Source organism: Streptomyces sp. 135, assembly GCF_020026305.1.
Taxonomy (GTDB): domain Bacteria; phylum Actinomycetota; class Actinomycetes; order Streptomycetales; family Streptomycetaceae; genus Streptomyces.
Window position 1 is genome coordinate 4,177,522 of sequence record NZ_CP075691.1, and the last position, 23,221, is coordinate 4,200,742.

15 protein-coding genes, 2 tRNA genes and 5 pseudogenes are annotated in these 23,221 nt (G+C 72.4%); 6 read left to right on the plus strand and 16 right to left on the minus strand.

The window, feature by feature from the left end; genetic code table 11:
• Nucleotides 1-54: 54 nt before the first annotated feature.
• On the plus strand, nt 55-870 hold the full coding sequence (locus KKZ08_RS18835) for a hypothetical protein (protein ID WP_223775563.1): 816 nt from the start codon (nt 55-57) through the stop codon (nt 868-870).
• 81 nt (nt 871-951) lie between these two features.
• Here KKZ08_RS18835 and KKZ08_RS18840 read toward each other — a convergent pair whose 3' ends face one another.
• Complete coding sequence (locus tag KKZ08_RS18840; protein ID WP_223775564.1) at nt 952-1,155, minus strand: hypothetical protein; 204 nt, start codon at nt 1,153-1,155, stop codon at nt 952-954.
• Between the two features lie 175 nt (nt 1,156-1,330).
• Between KKZ08_RS18840 and KKZ08_RS18845 the strand changes: the two genes are divergently transcribed.
• The 3 genes from KKZ08_RS18845 to KKZ08_RS18855 all read left to right on the plus strand — a co-directional run bounded on the left by KKZ08_RS18845 (nt 1,331) and on the right by KKZ08_RS18855 (nt 5,430).
• Complete coding sequence (locus KKZ08_RS18845) at nt 1,331-1,837, plus strand: MarR family transcriptional regulator (RefSeq protein WP_223775565.1); 507 nt, start codon at nt 1,331-1,333, stop codon at nt 1,835-1,837.
• Nucleotides 1,838-1,850: 13 nt separating this feature from the next.
• The gene (locus tag KKZ08_RS18850; protein WP_223775566.1) at nt 1,851-4,415 is read left to right on the plus strand and encodes an MFS transporter; all 2,565 of its coding nucleotides are present in this window, start codon (nt 1,851-1,853) and stop codon (nt 4,413-4,415) included.
• Nucleotides 4,416-4,611: 196 nt separating this feature from the next.
• Nucleotides 4,612-5,430: a YceI family protein gene (locus tag KKZ08_RS18855; protein WP_223775567.1), complete on the plus strand. Its 819-nt coding sequence runs from the start codon at nt 4,612-4,614 to the stop codon at nt 5,428-5,430.
• Nucleotides 5,431-5,477: 47 nt separating this feature from the next.
• On the opposite strand, the gene KKZ08_RS18860 is transcribed toward KKZ08_RS18855, so the two are convergent.
• The 10 genes and pseudogenes from KKZ08_RS18860 to KKZ08_RS18905 form a co-directional block, all read right to left on the minus strand.
• Entirely contained in the window at nt 5,478-6,305 is an 828-nt protein-coding gene (locus KKZ08_RS18860) for a TetR/AcrR family transcriptional regulator (RefSeq protein WP_223775568.1), read from the minus strand.
• A 49-nt stretch (nt 6,306-6,354) separates the two neighbouring features.
• Nucleotides 6,355-7,857, minus strand: coding sequence for an MFS transporter (locus KKZ08_RS18865; protein ID WP_223775569.1), 1,503 nt, complete (start codon nt 7,855-7,857; stop codon nt 6,355-6,357).
• Nucleotides 7,858-7,981: 124 nt separating this feature from the next.
• A pseudogene (locus KKZ08_RS18870) lies at nt 7,982-8,329 on the minus strand (glycosyl transferase); the annotation flags it as partial.
• Between the two features lie 183 nt (nt 8,330-8,512).
• A pseudogene (locus KKZ08_RS18875) lies at nt 8,513-8,925 on the minus strand (HAMP domain-containing sensor histidine kinase); the annotation flags it as partial.
• Between the two features lie 60 nt (nt 8,926-8,985).
• Nucleotides 8,986-9,780, minus strand: a complete 795-nt coding sequence (locus tag KKZ08_RS18880; protein WP_223775570.1) for a response regulator transcription factor — start codon at nt 9,778-9,780, stop codon at nt 8,986-8,988.
• Nucleotides 9,781-9,893: 113 nt separating this feature from the next.
• A pseudogene (locus KKZ08_RS18885) lies at nt 9,894-10,150 on the minus strand (antibiotic biosynthesis monooxygenase); the annotation flags it as partial.
• 120 nt (nt 10,151-10,270) lie between these two features.
• Nucleotides 10,271-11,180, minus strand: a pseudogene (locus KKZ08_RS18890) (DUF2797 domain-containing protein).
• Between the two features lie 85 nt (nt 11,181-11,265).
• Entirely contained in the window at nt 11,266-11,721 is a 456-nt protein-coding gene (locus KKZ08_RS18895) for a hypothetical protein (RefSeq protein WP_223775571.1), read from the minus strand.
• Between the two features lie 108 nt (nt 11,722-11,829).
• A tRNA-Arg gene (locus KKZ08_RS18900) sits at nt 11,830-11,902 on the minus strand.
• A 212-nt stretch (nt 11,903-12,114) separates the two neighbouring features.
• A tRNA-Ser gene (locus KKZ08_RS18905) sits at nt 12,115-12,205 on the minus strand.
• Between the two features lie 215 nt (nt 12,206-12,420).
• Between KKZ08_RS18905 and KKZ08_RS18910 the strand changes: the two genes are divergently transcribed.
• The gene (locus KKZ08_RS18910; RefSeq protein WP_223775572.1) at nt 12,421-12,858 is read left to right on the plus strand and encodes an SSI family serine proteinase inhibitor; all 438 of its coding nucleotides are present in this window, start codon (nt 12,421-12,423) and stop codon (nt 12,856-12,858) included.
• A 320-nt stretch (nt 12,859-13,178) separates the two neighbouring features.
• A pseudogene (locus KKZ08_RS18915) lies at nt 13,179-17,929 on the plus strand (PAS domain-containing protein).
• Between the two features lie 27 nt (nt 17,930-17,956).
• Here the strand turns inward: KKZ08_RS18915 and KKZ08_RS18920 are convergent.
• The 5 genes from KKZ08_RS18920 to KKZ08_RS18940 form a co-directional block, all read right to left on the minus strand.
• Complete coding sequence (locus KKZ08_RS18920) at nt 17,957-19,606, minus strand: long-chain fatty acid--CoA ligase (RefSeq protein ID WP_223775573.1); 1,650 nt, start codon at nt 19,604-19,606, stop codon at nt 17,957-17,959.
• A 158-nt stretch (nt 19,607-19,764) separates the two neighbouring features.
• Entirely contained in the window at nt 19,765-20,346 is a 582-nt protein-coding gene (locus tag KKZ08_RS18925; protein ID WP_223775574.1) for a SigE family RNA polymerase sigma factor, read from the minus strand.
• A 182-nt stretch (nt 20,347-20,528) separates the two neighbouring features.
• On the minus strand, nt 20,529-21,434 hold the full coding sequence (locus tag KKZ08_RS18930) for a DUF1906 domain-containing protein (protein WP_223775575.1): 906 nt from the start codon (nt 21,432-21,434) through the stop codon (nt 20,529-20,531).
• 67 nt (nt 21,435-21,501) lie between these two features.
• The gene (locus KKZ08_RS18935; protein ID WP_223775576.1) at nt 21,502-22,668 is read right to left on the minus strand and encodes a lipid-transfer protein; all 1,167 of its coding nucleotides are present in this window, start codon (nt 22,666-22,668) and stop codon (nt 21,502-21,504) included.
• Nucleotides 22,665-23,072, minus strand: coding sequence for a MaoC family dehydratase (locus KKZ08_RS18940; protein WP_223779106.1), 408 nt, complete (start codon nt 23,070-23,072; stop codon nt 22,665-22,667). The genes KKZ08_RS18935 and KKZ08_RS18940 overlap by 4 nt, the downstream gene beginning before the upstream one ends.
• Nucleotides 23,073-23,221: the final 149 nt, after the last annotated feature.

Sequence of the window (23,221 nt, forward strand, 5' to 3'; positions counted from 1 at the left end):
AAGCCGTGTTGCTGACGGGTTCCTTATTGACGGTCCGTCAGCCACACTGCCGCCATGCGACGTGGTGCTCGGAACGTGCTCGGTGCGTCGGCGGCCCTGCTCTGCCTCGGCGGACTCCTCGCCGCGTGCGGCGGCGAGAGCGGCGACGGTCATGTGGCGACCGGAGCGGTCGGCTCCGTACCGGACAAGGCGCCGGGCGAGGCCGGGGGCCCGACCGGTGACGTACGGCTGATCCCGCTGAACGGAGACAGCGGGGACGCCGGAGGCCAGGGAGGCCAGGGAGGCGGCGGGACCGGCGGCGCGAAGGACTCCGGAGGCGGCGCCGGTGACGGCCGCGGCGACTCGGCGGGAGCGACGCCGCGCGGGACGGACAGGGACGCTCCCGGAAGCAGCGGGGCGGGTGGCACGGAGGGGAAGCCGCCCACCGCTCAAGGGAGCCCGCCCGCTTCGGCCACGCCCACCGGGCCAAGCGGCTCCGCTCCGCCGTCGGCCGGGACCCCGCCGGGTGGCGGCCCGACGCCCCCGCGTACGGAGAGGCCCCGCCCCGCCGAACCACCGAGCGGGCCGGCGGTGCTCAGTGTCGGTGAGCCGGAGCGGACCCCCGCGGCCAAGCGGTGGTGCGAGAAGGTGACGGTCACCTTCCACAACTCCGGGGGATCACCGGTGCGTTCGGGCACGGTGACCTTCGGGACGCACATCATCGGGGCGCTGGGCGTCGACTGGGGAACGGTCGAGTCGACCGAGGAGCTTCCGGCCCCGATCGAAGCGGGGCGGAAGAAGACGGAAACCTGGCCGATATGTGTCGACGCGTGGCGCGTACCGCTGGGGATGCATGTCGAGACGCGGGACGTCTCGGTCGACTGGCGGTGATGGCGTCCGCGGGTACGTCTCGGCCGGTCGCGCAGTTCCCGCGCCCCTGACGGGGCTCAGGTCTCCGCTAGAACGCCGCCGCTACTTCAGCGCCAGCCACGCCACTCCCGCCACGATCACCACGGCAAGTACCACGCCGATGATCAGGCCGACCCGCGGGCCGGAGGAGGAAGCGGGCGCAGCCGCTCGGCGGCCCTGCGGCGCCTCGTCGACGAAGGCGCGGAACATCTGCGTGCTGCCGGCGGGGTCGGGGTTGCCCCGGGGACCCTGGGGGTTGTGTGCCATGGAGCAGGACCCTAGCGAATCCACGGCTCCCGGCCCAACCCCCGCCCGCCTGGGACTTTACGCGCGCAGCCCCAGAGCTTTGCCGACTCTTTAGGGCCTTGGTCCGGTTTTAGTTTGCCTGTGGCAACCAACTGGTTTTATCGTTGCCCTAAGCAACAAATACCCAGGAGGTGCCGTGGCCGCGCAGCGTCAGTACGAGGAGCTGGCCCGACAGCTCAGCGCCATCGGTGCCGTGAAGCGCGGTCTCGGTCGGGGTCTGCCCCACGACTGCCCCGGCGGGTCCGCCGCCGTACTCGTCCTGCTGGATCGCCACGGCGCGATGCGGATGAGCAGGCTCGCGGAGCTGCTCGCCGTGGACATGTCGGTGACGAGCCGCCATGTCGCGCATGTCGCGGAGAGGGAGTGGATCGTCCGCGATCCCGACCCCGCGGACAAGCGCTCCCGGATCCTGCGGCTCACGCCCGAGGGCAAGGCCAAGGTCGACGAGCTCTCCGAGCTCTCCATCCGGACCCTCACCCACTACTTGCACGACTGGACCGACGACGAGGTCGTCCAGCTCAGCACGCTGCTCGCGCGTCTGCGCGACAGCTTCGGGGACTGCCGCGCGGCTTCGGCCCGGCTGCCCCACCCCACCCACGACGTGTCCCCCCACGACGTACAGACCACCCGTACACCCGCGTAAGAAGAGGAAGTCCATGGCAACAACCACACCAGCCGGTGTGCGGGGCAGCCATGCCAAGCACGGAGCCCACCACGGTCACCCCGACGCGAACGCTCCGATGACGCACCGGCAGATCATGGAAGCGCTGTCCGGGCTGCTGCTCGGCATGTTCGTGGCGATCCTGTCGTCGACGATCGTCTCCAACGCCCTGCCCGAGATCATCGGTGACCTCGGCGGCGGCCAGTCCGCCTACACCTGGGTCGTCACCGCCTCGCTGCTCGCGATGACGGCGACCACGCCCCTGTGGGGCAAGCTCTCGGACCTCTTCAGCAAGAAGGCCCTGGTCCAGATAGCCCTGATCATCTACGTCGGCGGTTCCGTCGTCGCCGGTCTCTCGCAGAGCGCCGGGATGCTGATCGCCTGCCGTGTCGTGCAGGGCATCGGCGTCGGCGGTCTCTCCGCCCTGGCGCAGATCGTCATGGCCGCGATGATCTCCCCGCGTGAGCGCGGGCGTTACTCCGGCTACCTCGGCGCGACCTTCGCCGTCGCCACCGTCGGCGGCCCGCTGCTCGGCGGCGTCATCACCGACACCTCGTGGCTCGGCTGGCGCTGGTGCTTCTACGTCGGCGTGCCCTTCGCCATCATCGCGCTGATCGTCCTCCAGAAGACCCTGAAGCTTCCCGTCGTCAAGCGGGACGTGAAGGTCGACTGGGCCGGCGCGTTCTTCATCAGCGCCGCCGTCTGCCTGCTGCTCGTCTGGGTCACCTTCGCCGGTGACAAGTACGACTGGATGTCCTGGCAGACCGGCGCCATGGTCGGCGGATCGGTCCTGCTCGGGCTGATCTTCGTCCTCGTCGAGTCCAAGGCGAGCGAGCCGATCATCCCGCTGCGGCTCTTCCGCAACCGCACCATCACGCTCGCCTCGCTGGCCTCGCTCTTCGTGGGTGTCGCGATGTTCGCGGGCACGGTCTTCTTCAGCCAGTACTTCCAGCTGGCGCGGGGCGAGTCCCCGACCATGTCCGGTGTCATGACGATCCCGATGATCGGCGGTCTGTTCATCTCGTCGACCGTCTCGGGCCAGATCATCACCAAGACGGGCAAGTGGAAGGCCTGGCTGGTCAGCGGTGGTCTGCTGGTGACGGCTGGCCTCGGTCTGCTCGGCACCATCCGGTACGACACCGAGTACTGGCACATCGGGGTCTACATGGCCCTCATGGGTCTCGGCATCGGCATGATGATGCAGAACCTGGTGCTCTGCACCCAGAACCAGGTCGAGCCGCAGGACCTCGGCGCCGCCTCCTCCGTCGTCACCTTCTTCCGCTCGCTCGGCGGCGCCATGGGTGTCTCGGCGCTCGGCGCGATCATGGCCACGCGGATCACCGACTACGTCAAGGACGGCATCACCGACCTCGGCCCGAAGGCCGCCGCGCAGTTCGGCCACGGCGGCACCGGTGGCGGCGGCATCCCGGACCTGGACAAGATCCCCGAGCCGTTCCGCACGGTGATGGAGAGCGCGTACGGGCACGGCATCGCCGACGTCTTCCTGATCGCCGCGCCGATGGCGCTGATCGCCTTCCTGATCACGCTGTTCATCAAGGAGGTCCCGCTGCGGACGTCCGGCGCCCTGGCCCAGGCCACCGCCGGGGACGCCCCCGCGGACGCCGCGGCCCCCGCTTCGGCTGCTTCGGCTGCTTCGACCGTTCCCGCCGGCTCCGCCGAGGGGCCCGTCCTCGCCTCCGTCGCCTCGCGCACCGAGGCCGGGCCCGAGGGCACGCAGCGGCTCGCCGCCGTGGCGTCCGCCGCCGAGGCCGCGTCCGGGGGACTTCCCCCGGTCACCAACGGCATCCCGGTGCACGGCCATGTCCGCGGCGCCGAGAGCGCGCCCGTCCCGCAGGCCGCCGTCACGTTGATCTCCCTCGGGGGACGGCAGCTCGGCCGCGCGGTCGCCCAGGGCGACGGGGCCTACTCCGTCGACGCCCCCGGCGCCGGGTCGTACGTGCTCATCGCCTCCGCCGACGGTTTCCAGCCACAGGCCTCGACCGTCGTGGTGGGCGAGGACGCCCTCGCGTACGACATCCTGCTGAGCGGCACCAGCGGGCTCAGCGGTGTGGTGCGGGACGCGGACAGCAAGCTGCCCGTCTCCGGTGCCATGGTCATCGTGACCGACGTGCGCGGTGACGTCCTCGCCACCGGGCTCTCCGGTGAGCAGGGCGAGTTCACCTTCGCCGAGCTGGTCCCCGGCACCGTCACCATCGCGGTGAACGCCGCAGGACACCGGCCCATGGCCCTGCCCGTCGAGGTCGGCGGGGCCGGGGTCACCCGGGTCGAGGTCGAACTCAGCGCCGGCGCCCGGGTGCTCGGCACCGTCCGTGCGGGCGGCGGGCCGCTGAACGACGCGCGGGTCACGCTCGTCGACGCGGCGGGCAACGTCGTCGCCACCGCCACCACCGGGGCGGACGGGGCGTACGCCTTCACCGACCTCGACAGCGGCGAGTACACGGTCATCGCGACCGGCTACCCGCCGGTGGCGACCGGCCTGTCGGTGACCGGCAGCGGCGTCGACGGCCACGACATCGAGCTCGCCCACCCGGGCGAGTGACGACCCCGGCCCGTGGCCGCGCCCCGAGCGGAGGCGTGGCCACGGGCCGGTCGCGGAAAGGGCCCCCGGGCCGGCGGTGGCGTTCACGGCAGGGGACGGCCGGCCACCGCCGCCCGGGGGCCGTCCGTTCCCCGGCCTGACGGGACTTGAACTTTTTTGTGGCCTCCTGACAGGGGCCCGGCAAGGAGTAAACGGGATGGGACTCAACGCTCGGATCCGCACGCGCGACGGATGGGCCGTGCCGCACGCCGTCGTCACGGTGACCGACATGACCGGGGCGCAGATGCTGCGCGCGGCGGCCGACGAGGAGGGCGTCGTACGCGATGACACGGCCCTGGTGCCGGGGCCGTACACCGTCATCGTCACCGCCGTCGGCTACGCGCCCGTCGCCTCCACGGCCCTCGTCACGGCCAGCGGCCGGGCCGAGGTCGGCAGCGTCGTCCTCGCCCGGCAGGGCGGCACGGAGCTGCCGCCGCCGGGGCCCTGGACCATCGACCCGGCGCACTCCACCGTGGGCGCCGTCGCCCAGCACCTCGGGATCACCAGCGTCCACGGGCGGTTCACGGAGTTCGGGGGGCGCGTGGAGATCGCCGAGGACGTGGCGAAGTCACGGGTCGAGGCGGTCATCAGGTCGTCCTCGATCGACACGGGCAACGGCATGCGCGACGGGCACCTGAAGTCGCCGGACTTCCTGGACGTCGAGCAGTACCCGGAGATCACCTACCGGTCGAGCGGCCTGACGCCGGCCGGGGCGGACCGCTGGACGGTCCACGGGGAGCTGGGCATGCACGGCGTCGTACGCCCCGTCGACCTGGAGCTGAGCTACCTGGGGACCGGCGCGGACCCCTGGGGCGGCACCCGGGCGGCCTTCCGGGCCACGGCCGAGCTGCGGCGGGAGGACTTCGCCATGAACTACAACCAGGTGGTGCAGGCGGGCATCTCGGCGATCGGCACGACGCTGCGGGTGGAGCTGGACATCCAGGCCGTGCAGGGGGACGCGCTTCCGCAGGCCTGATCCGCGTACGCAGGTACGTACGCATCTATGCGATGTGCCGGCGCCCGTCAGAGTCCCTGGCGGGCGCCCGGCGTCTCGCCTCGACCGGCTCGCTCCCCTCGCTTCTCCTGTTCGAGGAGGGATTCGATCCCGGCGATCATCAGGTCGAGGGCCACCGTGAAGTCCCGCTGCCACAGTTCCTCCACCGTGGCGTCGCCGCGCACCGCCAGCAGCTCCTTCGCGCTCTCCATGATCCCGTGCGAGGAGAGTTCGTCCTCGACCGTCCCGGTCGCCTCCCGGTAGTACTCGTCCTGGGTCATGCCCGCCTCCGCGCACCGCGCCGCGTAGTGGCCCTCGATGGTCCCGAAGCCGTACACGAACTGGAAGACCGCCGAGATCGCGCCGTTCTGCGTGTGCGGGGGCAGGCCGGTCCGCCGTACCGTCTGCTGCACGGCGACGGCGAACGCCAGCCAGTTCGGCCCGATGTTGAGGAACCTGCCGACCAGCGGCGAGACCCAGGGGTGGCGGATCAGCAGCGCGCGGTACTCGTCGGCGAGGGCCCGGAGCTGGTCGCGCCAGGACACGTCGGCCGCCTCCGTGTCGGGCAGCCGCATCTCGCCGCACACCGCGTCGAGGGCGAGCTCCAGGAGGTCGTCCTTGGTGTCCACGTACCAGTAGACGGACATCGCCGTGACGTTCAGCTCCGCGGCGAGCCTGCGCATGGAGAACTTGGCGAGGCCCTCCGCGTCCAGGAGCCGGACCGAGGCCTCGGTGATGCGGTCCCGGTCGAGGCCGCTGGGCTGGTCGCCCCTGCGTCCCCCGCCGCGGGGGGCCTTGCCCTGCAGCCAGACACTCGTCCGCGCCGGGTTCTTCGTGCCGCCGGCTGCCTTGGCCATGGCGCGCCTTCCTGGTTGGTCCTGGGGCCCGGGTGGTGGTCACCCGATGCTATGCCGCCGCCTTCCCCACGGAGTCTGCCCTCTCCGCCCTGCGCAGCAACGCGGCCGCGAGGACACCGCCGAGGAAGACCGCGACCGCGCCCACCAGCTGACTCGTCTCCAGCCCTGAGGCGAACGCGTCGGCGATCCGCTCCCGCTCCCCGGACGACTTCGCCGCGGCCATGGCCGCCGGGAAGGACGCCGCGGAGACCGCCACGAGGGAGGCGAAGCGGGAGTTGAGGACCGCGCCGAGGACGGCGACGCCGAGGCCGTTGCCGAACTCCGCGAGGGTGCCGTTGACGCCCGCGCCGACGCCTGCCTTCTCGACCGGGATGGCACTCATGATGGCGTTGGCCATGGCGGGCATGGCGAACGCGATGCCCGCGCCCATGATGACGAGCCCGGCCAGCATGCCGTTGTAGTCGTCGCCGCCGAGCAGCGCTATCACCGCGAGACCGGCGGCCAGCGCGCTCATGCCGGAAAGGATCGTCGCGGGTGTGCCCAGCTTGGCGTGGAGCTTCGCGCCGACGCCGGTGAGGTTCAGGGCCACGATGGTCACCGCGAGCGGCGCCGTCCGCAGGCCCGCCTCCAGCGGCTCGTACCCGAGGACGAACTGGAGGTGCTGGGTGAGCAGGAAGAGCGAGCCGCTCAGGCCGAAGGCGACCAGGATCGCGCCCGCCACCGCGCCGACGAACCGCTGGTTGCGGAAGAAGTGCATGTCCAGCATGGGGTACGGGATGCGCAGCTCCCACAGGACAAAGACGCCGAGGACCAGTACGCCGACCGTCGCGGAGACCAGGACCTGCGCCGACGTCCAGCCGTGGCCGGGCCCGGAGATGATCGCGTAGACCACCGAGGCCATGCCGATCGTGGAGAGCAGCGCGCCGAGCAGGTCGGGGCGGTCGCCCTGGGGGTTCTTCGACTCGGGCACGAGCTTGGCGACCGCGAGGAGGCCCAGCAGTGCCACGGGGAGGTTGATCAGGAAGATCGAGCCCCACCAGAAGTGGTTCAGCATGAAGCCGCCGAGCAGCGGTCCGGCCGCGAAGCCGAGGGAGTTGATGGTCGACCAGAGGCCGATCGCCTTCACGCGCTCGGTCTCGTCGAAGATCTGTACGACGACCGCGAGCGTCGTGGTCATCAGGAGCGCGCCGCCGACCCCCATACCCGCGCGGGCGGCGATGAGCTGCGCGGAGGACTGCGCGAACGCCGCGACGCACGAGCCGATGCCGAACAGCGCGAGGCCCGTGAGCAGCATCTTCTTGCGGCCGTAGCGGTCGGCGGAGCTGCCCGCGGTGAGCAGCAGCCCGGACTGCACGAGCGAGTAGGCGTTGATCATCCACTGGATGTCGGACGTGGACGCGTCCAGCTCCCGGGTGAGGGAGGGGATCGCGACGCTCAGGACGGTGTTGTCGAGCAGCACGGTGAGCTGGGCGAGGCAGATGACACCGAGGATCAGCCAGCGCTGCGGGTGCCGGGGTGGGGCGGCCGAGGACTCGGCGGTCGTCGCCGTCATGCGGGGCTCCTGGTCTCGGTGGTTATACGGTGTACGAGGCTGCGTGACTCATACACCGTAGGACAGCTCCCATACGGCGTACAAGCCGTTATCCGGCCCAGGGGGGCGCAGGGCCGCGGCGTCGCTACTTCTTCGTCCGGGTCAGGTCGTAGAACGTCGCGCTGCCCGCCGTCACCTTGGTGAAGGCCGACTCGACCCACGACGTGATCGCGGACGAGGTGCCCTCGCCGCCGCTCTTGCCGTCGGCGATCAGATAGCGGATCCCGCCGTCCGCCACGTACGGCTTGAACCGTGCGAGCGTCGGGGACGGGTCGCTGCCGTTCAACCCGCCGATGGCCATCACCGGCTCGCCGGTGGTCAGTTGGCAGCTCGCCGCGTTCTGCGCACCGATGGTGGCCGCGGCCCACGTGTGGTCGTCGGCGCCCGCCGCCAGGAGCTTCTTCGCCTCTGTGGCGGAGGCGGTCGTCATCAGGCGTTCCTCGGTTCTTCCCCGGGGGCGGATGTGGTGCCCCGGCGGTGGTCCGGGAACACCCAGGCCCGCAGCAGCAGGAACCGCAGCACGGTCGCCGCGAGGTTCGCCGCGATCAGCACCGCCAGCTCCGTGGAGTGCGCAGAGTCGCCCGACGCCGCGCCGAGCGCGGCCCGTGACCCCGCGCACCCGGGCCGTGACCATCGTGCCTGGCGAGGGGTGTGGGTCCGGGCGTTGGCGAGGAGGTTGACGACGACCTGGTGGAGGCGGGCGGTGTCGGCGCGGACGAGGGCGGGCTCGTCGGGGGCGGGGAGCTCCAGCCGCCAGACGTGGTCGGGCCCGGCGGCGCGCGCGTCGCCGGCGGCGTCGACGACGAGCGGCGCGAGATCACCGCTCCGGTACGACAGCGGCTGCTCGGCGTCGAGCCGCGCGAGCAGCAGCAGGTCCTCGACGAGGCCCGTCATCCGCTCGGCCTCGGACTCGACCCGGCCGAGCGCGTGCCGCGTGTCGCGGCCGGTGGACTCCCGCACCCGGCGCGTCAGCTCGGCGTATCCGCGGATCGAGGCGAGCGGCGTACGCAGCTCATGACTGGCGTCCGCGGAGGGTGCCCGCCCGCTGCCGTCACCCGCCGGGGCGTCTCACGAGGCGGGCGGTGCGTCTCAGGAAGGCGTGGCGGCGGGTGCTGGGGTGGGTGCTGCGGCTGGCGCTGCGGCGGGTGTTGCGGCTGGCTTGATCAGATACCCGGCCCCGCGCCGCGTGTGGATCATCGGCTCCCGTCCGGCGTCGATCTTCCTGCGCAGATACGAGATGTAGAGCTCGACGACGTTGGCCTGGCCCCCGAAGTCGTAGTTCCACACCCGGTCGAGGATCTGCGCCTTGCTGAGCACGCGCCGCGGATTGCGCATGAGGTAGCGAAGGAGTTCGAACTCGGTGGCGGTCAGATGGATGGAGTCCCCGCCGCGCGTCACCTCGTGGCTGTCCTCGTCGAGGGTCAGATCCCCCACCACCAGGGTGGACTCACTGCGCTTGTCCGCGGCCCCGGCCCGCCGGATGAGGCCGCGCAGCCGCGCCACCACTTCCTCCAGGCTGAAGGGCTTGGTCACGTAGTCGTCGCCGCCGGCCGTGAGCCCGGCGATGCGGTCCTCCACCGCGTCCTTCGCGGTCAGGAACAGCACGGGCACGTCCGGCAGCTCCCGGCGCAGCCTGCCGAGCAGGGAGAGACCGTCCATGTCGGGCAGCATCATGTCGAGCACCACGGCGTCGGGCCGGAACGCGCGCGCCACCCGCACCGCGCCCGCGCCGTCGCCCGCGCTGCGGATCTGCCAGCCCTCGTACCGCAGGGCCATGGACATCAGCTCGGTGAGCGACGCCTCGTCGTCCACCACGAGTACACGGACGGGGCTCCCGTCCGCCCTGAGCAGTTCGGTACGCGCCTGAGGCGTGGTCGTGGTCATACCCACAGCGTGGGCCGCGCCCCTGAGAGCACTCTTGCGTCAACCTGTGAATTCCCTGAGAAACTCCGCGCGGCCTTCTCCTCCGTCACCCCGCGCACGAAGCCGTGGCTCCGCTGCGCCACGCGGTGCTCGGGATCGCTCTGCCAGGCCTTGATCGCCTCCTCGTCGCGGAAGTACCCGACGGTGATGCCGAGCCCGCCCGGCGTCCCGGCGGACTCCATCCCGAGGAACCCCGGTACGGCGGCAACTCGTCCAAGCGCCCGGCGGTTTCGTCGTACCCCTCGCCGTCCCCGCCACGGACGGAGGTGAAGACGACGGCGTAGTAAGGCGGTTCGAAGGGCCCGACCGACCCCGTCGCGTGATCACTCATGCCTCCACACTCGGAGCGCGGCCACGCGGTGTCCACCCTTGGCCGCCACTCCTTGCCCTCCGGTCACCCGGACTTGACCGTTCGGTCAGCAACCACGGCAGGACAACGGGCCGCCCCCCCTCAGAAGAGTCCATCCTGCTCACTCCCGCCCCCGGCGCTTACCAGCGCTTCCACCGGGACGGTCACCTCGGTGCCAGGCCCCGCGTCGACCCCCGCCAGCTCCCAGCCCACCAGGACGCGCGTATCGACGACCAGCACCCGCCCGTCCGCGACCGCCAGGTGCAGATCGGGCCCGGCCGCGGCGACGAGCCGCCCCGCGAGGACCCCGCCGTCGACCACCTCCCGCACGACCCCGTCGGCGGCCCCGCGCGCCCTTTCCCCCAGGCCGGACACCACTTGCCCCCCTTCCTCCAGGCCGAACGCCGCCGAGTGGTCGACCGCCTCGAACTCCACCCGCTCCAGCGCCTCGGCCCACCCCTCCAGCACGACCGCCCGCCGGTACAGCCCCTCCACCTCCCGTGCCCGCTCCGCCCACCCGGGCAGCGCCCCCCGCACCGCCCGCTTGCGCGCGTACGGCACCCGGTCCGGCACCCCGAGGGCCGCCCGCAGCAACTCCTCCGTACGCCGGGCCGCCATCAGCGGCCCCCGACCCAGCCAGCAGAACGCCACGGCCCCCTGCTCCAGGAGCCGCACGGCACCCCGCTCCTCGGCCGTGATCCCGACCTTGAGCAGCCCCGCCCCGAACCACGCGAGGTACACCCGGTACGGACGCGGATCGTCCGGCACCCCGTCCGCCGCCACGGAGAACGCCCGGTCGAGCCGCGCGCACTCGGGGCACCGCGCCTGCGTGGCCCGCGCCGGCACCACGGCCCGCAGGGGGCACGGGTTGCCGCGCGCTCCCACGCACCGCCGCTCACCGACGGCCCGGAAGCCGATCACCCGCCCGTACGCGAGGGCACTGCCCTGCCCCCGCCCACCGCAGCACGGGCCCCCCACCCGGCCACCCGAGCCCCGCACAACGCCACTCCATCGCCGTACTCCTCCCGAGAGGCGATCCACGATGCCGCATGCCACTGACATCGGGCCCGCGGCCTCGCGATGCCCGGCGGGCAGCCTCATCCCACGAGGATCAAGACCGACAGCGTGGCCCCGCTCATCGCCACCCCGACGTGCAGCGCGGTCCACACGACGTACAAGCGCACTCTGAAGGACCTCGGGAAGCGCAGTCGCTGCTCCGCGTGCAGCTCGGCCCAGGTCTCGTTGATCAGCAGCGATGGCAGACGCGCCTCGATCCCGCCGCTGAACCGGCGGGCCGCCTTGTGATGCAGCACCAGGCGCTCGTGGTACTTCAGGCAGGCCAGCACCCCGTAGCAGCCCAGTCCCACCAGGGGCACCGTCACGACCAGCATGGTCATTTCGAGGCCATGCTGTGCGACGAACCCCAGCGCGGCAGACGCCACGACGATGACGATGTTGGTGAGCGTGGCGCGCTGGGCCTCCAACTGCCGGGCCTGGTCATGCTGCTCCCGCCACATCTGCAGCAGCGCCTCGACTTCACCCTCGTCAGCCATTGCCACCCCCGTGCGCCCGCCGGCCGTCACGTCCCGGGATGAGTATTCGCTGGGGCACGGGCAACGCGAAAGGCCCCCGGATCATCTCCAGGGGCCTTTCGCCTGCTGTGCACTCGGCAGGATTCGAACCTGCAACCTTCTGATCCGTAGTCAGATGCTCTATCCGTTAAGCTACGAGTGCTTGTGCTTCCGGGGTTTTTTCTGCCCCGTCGGCGTTGCGAGAACAACATTACATGACCTGCGCCGTGAGGCGAAATCCGTTTCCCACACCCGCTCTGAGCTGGGCAAACGACCTCAGGGTCACCACGCCCGGCCGCCCGGGCAGGCGCCCGTCCCGCCTCGGACACGACCGAAGCCCCGGTCGAGGACGACCGGGGCTTCGGGTTCAACCTGCGGAGGCGGAGGGATTTGAACCCTCGATGGGCTTTAAGGCCCAAACCGCATTAGCAGTGCGGCGCCATAGACCGGACTAGGCGACGCCTCCAGCTTGCACACCTGCGCGAGCGCGGGGGTGCGTGCAGATGATGACACAGCCAGGCGGGGTGTCACCAATCGCGTCCTCCACGGTACTAGTCGCGCGGCCCGCAGAGCAAAGCCTCAGCCGCCCCGCAACGTCACGCGGCGGACGGCGTTAAAGGCGGTGGGTCCATCCGTGGGCCCAGACGTCCATGCCGCCACTCCGACCTCCATGGAGACCCCATGCTGCGCCGCCTCGTCCTCACCGCCGCCGCCTCCGCCGCCGCGCTGTCCGTCCTCCCCCTCCTCCCCGTCACCGCACACGCCGCCCCGTCCTATCCCTCTGCCCCCGGCCCGACCGACCGGCTGACCATCACCGTCTCCGACTCGGGAGGCGACGGCGAGGGAACGTACGTACTGAAATGCCACCCCACCGGCGGCACCCACCCGGCCGCCGCCAAGGCGTGCGCGCGGCTGGACGAGGTCACCGTCTATGGGACCGACCCGTTCGCGCCCGTACCGTCCGACAGGATGTGCACGATGCAGTACGGCGGCCCCGCCACCGCGCGCATCACGGGAACCTGGCAGGGCCGGCCGGTGGACGCGACGTACAACCGCGGCAACGGCTGCGAGATCTCCCGCTGGGACCGCATGGCGCCGGTGCTCCCCCACACCTCGTGATGGGCGGGTGAAGTCGTCCCGCGATGAAGCGCCATGAAGGGTGACGCCGCCGTTCTCCGGCCGGTGACCTCCACCCTCCTGTGACCAGGCAGTACTGAAAACTCACATCTTCTGCGTGCGACCTCCCTCTCATCCGGCGTCGCGCGGGCAACCACTCCCCGTAGACTCCCTCCCGTGACACGCCACGGGTCGAGGGGCAAGATGACCTGAGCGGGTCGGCAAGCAGCGGTAACCAGGGAGGAAGCGTCGTCGTGAGCAGCAGGCCATCCCGAGGCGCTGCTCGCCTCGCAGCCATACTCGACGCTCTCCCTGACGCGCTGGTGCTCGTCAACGCCAACGGCACCGTCGTGAACGCCAACGCGATCGCGCTGGAGGCGTTCGAGACGCCGGGCACCGCGCTCGTGGGGCGCGGTCTGCTCGATCTGCTGCCGGAGTTCGACTCCCGGCTCATCCCCGGCTCGATGCGGCGCCCGGACACCATCGACGAACGCGGCCGGACGAAGCCCACGCGCATGACGGCGCGGCGCACGGACGGCACCGAGTTCCCCGTCGAGGTCACCAGCTCCCCGCTGGAAGACGGCAGGCACGCGTACGACAACCACGGCTACACCGGCGACGAGCTGCTGATGCTCGTCGTGCGCGACCTCTCGGGCACCGTGGACACCGAGGCCGAGCTGGCGCGTTCGCAGCGGCAGACCGAGATGATCCTGCGGGCCGCGGCCGAGGGCGTCGTCGGCACGGACACCGACGGACGGGTCGTCCTCGTCAACCCGGCCGCCGCGCAGATACTGGGATTCCGGGCGAGCGACCTCGGCGGACAGGAGCTGCACCCCCTGGTGCTGCACTCGCGCGCCGACGGCGAACCCTTCCCCTACGAGGAGTCCCCGCTCGCGGACACCCTCCGCTCCGGTCGCAAGCACCGGGTGCGCGGGCAGGTCCTGTGGTCCAAGAGCGGTGCCAAGGTGCCGGTCGACCTGACGACGTCCCCGGTGCGCGACGGCGACCAACTGGTCGGCGCGGTGATGACGTTCACCGACCGCAGGCCCTACGACGAGCTGGCCGAGAAGTACGAGGCCGCCCTCGCCCGCCACGCCGAGGAGATCCGCGCGGCCGAGGAGCGGCACGCGGAGGCGGTCAAGGCCGCCGAGGAGCGGCGCGCCGAGGAGATCCGGGCCGCCGAGGAGCAGCGCGCGGAGGAACTCGCCGCCGAACAGGAGCGGTACGCAGCGCTCGCCGAGCGCGAGAAGGACCGCTTCGAAGAGCTGGCCGAGCGCGAGACGACGCGGTACGAGAGCCTGGCCGCGCGACACGAGCAGCTCCTCGCCGTCCTCGGCTCGTCCCTGCGCGGGCCCCTCGACGAACTGCGCCGCGAACTGTCCGCGCTCGCCGCCGACGACGCGGGCCAGCTGTGGCCCGAGGCCAATCAGGTCCTGCATCACCTCTCCGCCGGGTACGCCCGGATGACCACCCTCGTCGACAACGTCCTCGGCTTCCAGCGGCTCGACGCGGGCGACGAACAGCTCTCCCGTACGCCGGTCATGCTCGACGCGGTCGTCGCCGCCGGCGTGGAGGGCGCGGTCGAGCTGATCGGGCCCGGGCGGGCGCAGTTCGCGGTGCACGCGCCGCCGATAGAGATCGTGGTCGACGCGGGGCGGCTCGCCACCGCGGTGGCCCATCTCGTCGCCGACGTGGCGGGGATCGACGCGACGGGCAACACGCGCGCGGACGCCGGGGTCGTCGCGGCGGGCGGTTACGTCGACTCGACCATCGTGGTGGCCGCGGCACAGCGCGGCGAGGTCGTCCGCATCGAGGTGCGGGGGCCCTACGCAGGCGGGGACCCGGTGCACGAGCCGATCGTGCGGGGCATCGTGCGGGCCCACGGAGGCGTGCTGCAGACGCACGAGGTGCCGGGTATGAGCGGCAGTGCGTACGTTCTCGAGGTTCCGATGGGGGCGGGGTCGGGGGAGGCTTCCGGCTCGGCGGGTTCTGTGGGGTCTGCCGGTTCCGTGGGGTCTGTGGGCTCTACGGAGAGTGCCGTTTTGGGGGCGGTCGCCGTCCCCGGTGGGGCGGTCGCGGTGCCCGAGCAGGCGTCCGGCAGCTCCGGCGCCGGTGCTGCGGGCGGCGGGCGGCGGCGGGCCCGGCGTCCCTCTGTGGACTCCTTCCTGGGAAGCGGCGTTCCCGGCGCCACGGACTCCTCCGGCGGTACGGAGAGCGCGGCGCCGACCGGTACGGGCCGACGCAGGGGACGGCGCGCGGCAGAGGCGGCGGACTCGGCTTCGGGGAACCCGGCCACTCTCGGGGGCGGTTTCTCGGAGGCTGGGCCGGAGGTCGGTTCGGCGGCCGGTCCGGCGAACGGCGCGGTCGGCGGTTCCGGCGCGCAGGTGCCGCAGGCGCAGTCTCCGGAGACGAGCGGTGGCGCTTCGGGCGGTACCGGGCGGCGGCGCGGGCGGCCAAGTGCCGCCGAGAACACCGAGAATTCCGTGGGTTCCGTGAACTCCGTGGGTTCCGTGGGCTCCGTGGTGACGGCGGCCGAACACGCGGCCGGTTCTGCGGCGTTGGGTCAGACCGTGCCGCCGCAGGGCGTACCGGTTCCCGCTGCCGGGACCGGGCGTCGCGCGCGGCGGGCCGGTGAGCAGCACGCGCTGCCCGCCCTGGCTTCGGGCCCGTCCGAGGCCTCCGGCACCACCCCGGGCACAGAACTCGCCGCGGTGGAGGCCGGTCACGGCGACGCCGCGCGCCCTCGGGGCGGCGGGCGCGACGCGCGCTGGCCGCGGCCAGGAACGGGCCGCCGCCGAGGAGGCCAACAGCGGCCGCGTCTTCGCGCTGCCCCCGGCCGCGGCCGACCGCGACACGTCGGGCCAAGAGCCGGGCGCCCAGGCGACGGTGAGCACCGTCGGCCACGCCGTGCTGAACCAGAGCGCTGTGGCCGTGGGCCAGGGCATGGTGGACCAGGGCGTCATGAATCCGGCGGGCGTGAACCCGACGGCCGTGAACCCCGCCGGCACGGGCCCCGCCGACGTGAACCCCGGTGGCATGAACCCCGGTGGCGTGGGCCAGGGCCAGGGTGCCGCAGGCCAGGGCCGGGTCGGCCAGGCCGTGGTGAACCAGGCCGCCGTAAGCCGAGGCTCTGTGGGCCAGGGCGCCGTGACCCCGGGGCCTGGTGTCGCGGGCCCCCTCGGCCAGGGGTACCCGGCGGCCCCGGGGGACACCGGGCAGCACGCCACCGCCCCGCACGGCCCCGCCGACGACCACACCCCGCCGCAGCCGCACCCCACGCAGGCTCCGACGGGCCGCCGCCGCTCCCGCCGCCCGATCACGGACCCGGCGGCTTCGGAGACCCCGGCGGCCCCGCAGACTCCGCGGACTCCGCAAGCCCCCCAGGCTCCGCAAGCCCCGCAGGCTCCTCAGGCCCCCCGAGTCCCCCAAGCCCCCCAGGCTCCAGGCGCACCGGCAGCCCCCGGCATGCCGCCTGCCCCGGCGGCCCCAGCGGCCCCGACCGCCCCCGCTCAGGGAACGCCCGCCCAGGGGACGCCCACCCAAGGAACGCCCGCCCACGGAACCCCTTCCACCCCCGGCGTCCCGAAGAGCCGCCCGGCTGCCGAAGCCGGGCCGCTGCCCGCACCGCAGCCGTGGCCCGACAGCGCCACGCCCGCCGGTGGCGTGCCCGCGCAGGGCAACCCGCACTCCACGGGCACCCCGCGCCGGGCGTTCCGTCGCCCGCCGCGGGCACGGCGCTGCCGCCCGAGCGCGGCACCCAAGCGCGTGCGGCGGCCCAGCCGCTGCCCGCCGAGGCCGGGCCCGGTGACCCCAACTCGACGCAGGGCGCGCCTTCAGCGTGCGTACGCTCGGACAGGGCGTGCCGTTCGGCCAGCAGATCGCCGAGCAGCAGGGCCGACAGGCGCCGCAGGCACCGCAGCCTCCGTTGCCGCCCCAGGCCGCGCAGCCGGAGCAGCCCACGGCGATGCCGGGCCCGATGCCGCAGGCCCCGGCTCCGGCGTCACCCGTGCCGGAAGGCGCCGGGGAGCCCCCGCAACAGGCCCCGGCCTCCGCCCCGCACGCACAGCCCCCCAGCGGCTCCGGGCGCCGGCGTCGCCTCGCCACGCCTCCCGAGCCCGAACCCGCGGGTGCCGAGCGTCCCGAGACCTCGGCGCGCCCGCACCCCCAGCCGCACACCCCGCCCCCGGGCCACCCCCAGTCGCGTATCGCGGCCGCCACCGAGGGCGCCGGACGTTCGTACGCCATCGGCGCCCCGGACGAGGACGCGGACGAGGGCCCGGAGCCGCTGGACGGCCCGGGCGGCGCGGTCGAGGTCTCGAACCGGCCCCAGCCCCAGCCGATGGACGACGAACTGCCGCCCGAGCCGCTGGACAACCCGCGCCGCCTCCTGGTGTGGCCCGCGCCCGACGTCACCACCCAGCAGGCGCTCAGCGACCGTGGCTACCGCCCCGTGATCGTGCACTCGCGCGAGGAGGTCGACGCCCAGATCGCGGCGTTCCCCGCGGCGCTGTTCGTGGACCCGCTGACCGGGCCGATCACGCGCACGGCACTCCAGTCGCTCCGTCAGGCCGCGGTGGCCGCCGAGGTGCCCGTCCTTGTCACGGCGGGCCTCGGCCAGGCGACGCGCGAGGCGGCGTACGGCGCCGACCCCGCCGTACTCCTGAAGGCCCTCGCACCGCGCGACAGCGAGCAGCACCCGCCGCGCGTCCTGCTCATCGAGGAGCACGAGGAGATCGCGCTCGCCCTGACCTCGACGCTGGAGCGGCGGGGCATGCAGGTCGCGCGGGCCGTCGGCGACGCGGACGCGGTGACGCTCGCCGCGCAGATGCGGCCGAACCTCGTGGTGATGGACCTGCTCCAGGTGCGCCGCCGCAGGGCCGGAATCATCGACTGGCTGCGCGCGAACGGCCAGCTGAACCGCACCCCGCTGGTCGTCTACACCGCCGCCGTCGACGAGACGGAACTGCCGCGCCTCGCCGCGGGCGAGACGGTGCTGTTCCTCGCCGAGCGGTCCACGAGCACCGAGGTGCAGAGCCGCATCGTGGACCTGCTGGCGAAGATCGGCACCAACTGACGCCCGCGACGCCCGAGGTCCCCGGCGTCAGAGCCGGGTGACGTCAAGTTCCCCGTCGGCGTACTGCCTGCGCAGGACCTTCTTGTCGAACTTGCCGACGGAGGTCTTCGGGACGGCGGGGATGATCGCCCAGCGCTCGGGGAGCTGCCACTTGGCGATGCTCTCGGCGAGGAAGGCGCGCAGGGCCTGGTAGTCGGCGCTCGCGTTCTCCCTCAACACGACTGCGGCGAGCGGCCGTTCGCCCCACTTCTCGTCGGGCACGGCCACCACCGCGGCCTCGGCGACGTCCGGGTGCGCCATCAGGGCGTTCTCCAGCTCGACCGAAGAGATCCACTCGCCGCCCGACTTGATGACGTCCTTCGCCCGGTCGGTGAGGGTCAGGAAGCCGTCGGAGCTGATCACACCGACATCGCCGGTCTTCAGCCAGCCGTCCTCGCTGAACTTGTCCTCGGGCCTGAGGACGTCGCCGCCCGCGCCGCCGTAGTAGGCGCCCGCGATCCAGGGGCCGCGCACCTCCAGCTCACCGGCCGACTCGCCGTCCCAGGGCAGGTGTTCGCCGCCGGGGCCGACCAGGCGGGCCTCGACCGACGCGGGAAAACGGCCCTGGGTGAGCCGGTAGCCGAACTCCTCCTCGGTGCCGATCGCGTGGGCGGGCGGGCGGGCGACCGTGCCCAGCGGGGACGTCTCGGTCATGCCCCAGGCGTGGCAGACCCGCATGCCGAGGCGGTCGAACGCCTCCATCAGGGACGGCGGGCAGGCCGAGCCGCCGATGGTCACCTGCCCGAGCGAGCTGACGTCCCGCGGCTTCGCGGTCAGCTCGGCCAGCAGCCCCTGCCAGATGGTGGGGACGGCAGCCGCGTGAGTGGGCCGCTCCGTCTCGATCATCTCGGCGAGCGGTGCGGGCTGGAGGAAGCGGTCCGGCATCAGCATGTTCACGCCGGTCATCAGGGTGGCGTGCGGCAGCCCCCAGGCGTTGACGTGAAACTGCGGGACGACCACCAAGCTGGTGTCCGCATCGGTCAGGCCCATCGACTGGGTCATGTTGACCTGCATGGAGTGCAAGTAGATGGAGCGGTGGGAGTAGACGACGCCCTTGGGATCGCCGGTGGTGCCGGAGGTGTAACACATGGCGGCGGCGGCACGCTCGTCCAGCTCGGGCCACTCGTAGGCGGTGGGCTTGCCGGCGAGCAGCTCCTCGTACTCGTGCACCCGCACGTGGGTTCCCGCCAGGAGCGAGCGGTCGCCGGGCCCCGAGACCACGATGTGCTCGACGGTCGTCATCTGCGGGAGCAGCGGTGCGAGCAGGCCGAGGAGGGAGCCGTTGACGATGATGACGCGGTCGGCGGCGTGGTTCACGATCCACGTCAGCTGCTCGGCGGGCAGCCGCAGATTGAGGGTGTGGAGGATGGCGCCCATGCACGGAACCGCGTAGTACGCCTCTACGTGCTCGGCGTTGTTCCACATGAACGTGGCGACGCGCTCGTCGTCCGTGACCCCGAGGTCCTCGCGCAACGCGTGGGCGAGCTGGGCCGCGCGCTCGCCGACCTCGCGGTAGCTGCGGCGCTGCGGGGAGCCCTCCCCGGTCCAGGTGATGACCTGCGACGTCCCGTGCACGGTCGACCCGTGCCGGAGGATGCGGGTGACGGTCAGCGGTACGTCCTGCATCGTGCTCAGCACGGCGTCCTCCTGGGCGACATCGCCTACGCGGCGGTAAGGGTTGCGCTGATTCTGCGCGCATACCGCTTGGTATGTCACTACTCCAGGGGATGATCGATCAACTGCCGGTCCCGGTGGACGGGTCAGCGGACTGGTCAGCGGAGGGGTCAGCGGAGGGGTCAGCGGACCGGGGTGAGTTCCGGGTCGTCGCGCAGCTTGCCGAGCGCGCGCGACACCGCGCTCTTCACCGTCCCGATCGAGACCCCGAGCACCTCGGCGGTCTGGGCCTCGCTGAGGTCCTCGTAGTACCTGAGGACGACCATCGCCCGCTGCCGGTCCGGCAGCTTCATGATCGCGCGCCACATCGCGTCCCGGAGCACCTGCTGCTCGGCCGGGTCCCCGGTCGGCAGCACGTCGGGCTCCGGCAGCTCGTCGCACGCGAACTCGTCGACCTTGCGCTTGCGCCACTGCGACGTGCGTGTGTTCAGCAGGGCCCGGCGCACATAGCCGTCGAGCGCGCGATGGTCCTCGATCCGGTCCCACGCGACATACGTCTTGGTCAGCGCGGTCTGCAGCAGGTCCTCGGCATCGCTCGGATTCGCGGTCAGCGAGCGGGCGGTACGCAGCAGTACGGGCTGGCGGGCCCGCACATAGGACGCGAACGACGGGTACGCGAAGGGCCCGGCGGCCCGCGTCGGACCCGTGCCCCGCGTCGCGGCCTTCGATGCGCTGGTGCACACGGACACCATGGATGCGGTCATGGCTCCACGCTAGAAGCGCCCCCTACCACTGCGGATCGGCCCCAAGTCCCGAAGCGGTGTCCGCCTCAGGTTGTACGAGGGGTGCCGGCTGCACCTCCTACAGGTGGAGGAGGTGCAGCGCACCCCTGAGGGTTCACCCCTGAGAGCCGCCCCGGCGCACGGCCGCCGGGAGACGGGGCCGCCTAGCGGACGCGCGCCACCGGAGCGTGCATCAGATTGCGGTCGATCACCAGCGTGCGTCCCCCGTGCCGTTCCTTCACGTTCCCCGCGTACTGGTGGATGCGTCGTGCCGGGTTCCAGGCGGCTCGGCTCAGCGAGGGCTCGCGGTACAGGTGCGGCCGGACGCGCCAGCGCGCGAACCACATCACCGACGGCAGGTCCCGCACACCCGCCCGCCGCGACAGCTCCATGTGCCGCACACCGGAGTCGGCGCTGCTGTAGAAGCCGGGTACGTAACCGGATCTGCGCACCTCGCGGTCCCAGGCCCGTACGAAGGAGAGCGTGGTGCGGGCACACGCCTTCTTCCGGTAGGCATACGCCTCCATGTCCAGGTAGAGCGGGCTGCGCGTCTGGATGCCGACCGTCTTGGCCCTGCGGACCGCGTCACGTCCCTCCCGCTTCCCCTGGCTCCAGGGGTCCCGTCCGATGCGTACTCCCTTCTTGTTCCTCGCGATGACACAGGGCGACTGCGAACCCACGTACACCGGCAGCAGCCGCCACCCCATCCGGCTCACCGCGCGTGCCCAGCTCCGGCTCAGGTGCGGCTGGTTCTTGCAGGCCCGGCCGCGGCCTCCGTAGTAGACACCCACGGCGCGGTACTGCGAACTCCGCCAGCGCCGCATGGTGTCCGCGGACGGGGCGATACAGGTGTCGAACGCCCGCCCACGGAAGGTCCGCACCCCGGCGGGCAGCCGGGCGGGCCACGCGGTGGACCCGGTGGCACCGGGCCCGGGGAGCCCCATGTACTCCTCGACGGGGGCCGGGTCCGCTGCTGCCCGGGCCCGGCCCGGGGTTGCCGCCGCGCCCGGTGGCGACGCGGTCAGGTCGACGGTCAGGGTCGCCAGCGCGAGGACAAGTCCAATGATCATCTTTTGGTGACGCATACGGTGAGTGAACGGTCCCGCCCCTCGGCTCAAGCCGGGACACGCGGCGCGTTCATCCGTCCGACCCCAGAATCAGCCCCGATGTGGGGACTCCGGTGCCCGCGGTGACCAGGGTGTGCGCGGCGCCCGGTATCTGGTTCACGGACGTGCCGCGTATCTGCCGGACGGCTTCCGCCACGCCGTTCATCCCGTGGAGATACGCCTCTCCGAGCTGCCCGCCGTGGGTGTTCAGCGGCAGCCGCTCCTCGGCGACGAACCCTGCGGCCTCGCCCGGCGCGCAGAACCCGAACTCCTCCAGCTGCATCAGTACGAACGGCGTGAAGTGGTCGTAGAGGATGCCGACATCGACATCGGAGGGTGCGAGCCCCGAGGTGCGCCACAGCTGGCGGGCCACGACGCTCATCTCGGGCAGCCCGCTGAGATCGTCGCGGTAGAAGCTGGTCATTTGCTCCTGCGCCCGCCCGGCCCCCTGGGCCGCCGCCGTGATCACGGCAGGGGCGTGCGGGAGGTCGCGGGCCCGCTCCACGCCGGTGACGACGATCGCCTGGCCGCCGTCCGTCTCCTGGCAGCAGTCCAGGAGCCGCAGGGGTTCGACGATCCAGCGTGACGCGGCGTGATCGGCGAGCGTGATCGGCTTGCCGTGGAAGTAGGCGGCCGGGTTCGTCGCCGCGTACTTCCGGTCCGTCACGGCCACGTGGCCGAAGGCGTCCGGGGTCAGGCCGTACGTGTGGAGATAGCGCTGGGCCGCCATCGCCACCCAGGACGCGGGGGTCAGCAGCCCGAACGGCAGGGCCCAGCCGAGCGCCGCACCCTCGGCGGACGGTTCGCGCTGCTGCACCCCGGAGCCGAATCTCCGCCCCGAGCGTTCGTTGAACGCGCGGTAGCACACGACGACTTCGGCCACCCCGGTCGCCACCGCGAGCGCCGCCTGCTGGACGGTGGCGCATGCCGCACCGCCGCCGTAGTGGACGCGGGAGAAGAAGGAGAGCTCCCCGATCCCGGCCGCCTGGGCGACGGTGATCTCCGGGTTGGTGTCCATGGTGAACGTGACCATGCCGTCCACATCGGCGGCGGACAGCCCGGCGTCGTCCAGCGCATCCCGCACCGCCTCCACGGCCAGCTTCAGCTCACTGCGTCCGGAGTCCTTCGAGAACTCGGTCGCCCCGATGCCGACGATCGCGGCCCTGCCTCCGAGGTCGTCGCGCGTACGGACGCTCATGCGGCGGCCCCCGGGGGAAGGGTCACGGTCACCGTGCCGGTGACGTGCTTGCCGATGCCGTTGGCTCCGACGACCCTGACCGTGGCCGTCTCGCCGTCGGGGCCGGTGCCGACCGTCTCGACCGTGCCGCGCAGCACCATCGTGTCCCCCGGGTAGTTGGGCGCGCCGAGGCGTATCGCCACCTTGCGCAGGACCGCCGTGGGCCCGAAGTGGTCCGTGATGTAGCGGCCGACCAGGCCGTTGGTCGTCAGGATGTTCATGAAGATGTCGGGGGAGCCCTTGGCCTTCGCGAGCTCCGCGTCATGGTGCACGTCCTGGTAGTCGCGGGACGCGATGGCCCCGGCGACGATCAGGGTGCGGGTGACCGGAATCTCCAGCGACGGCAGCTCCTCTCCCGCCCGCATGGGGACACTCGGCCCGCCCTCCGTGAACGCGCCGGCCCCCGCCGAGCGCGCCACCGTCTTCTCGCTCGCCACCGGGGCCCCTCCTGTCTCCGCCGTCTCCGCCGTCTCCGTCGTAGCCGCCGTAGCCGCCGTAGCTGTCGTATCCGCCG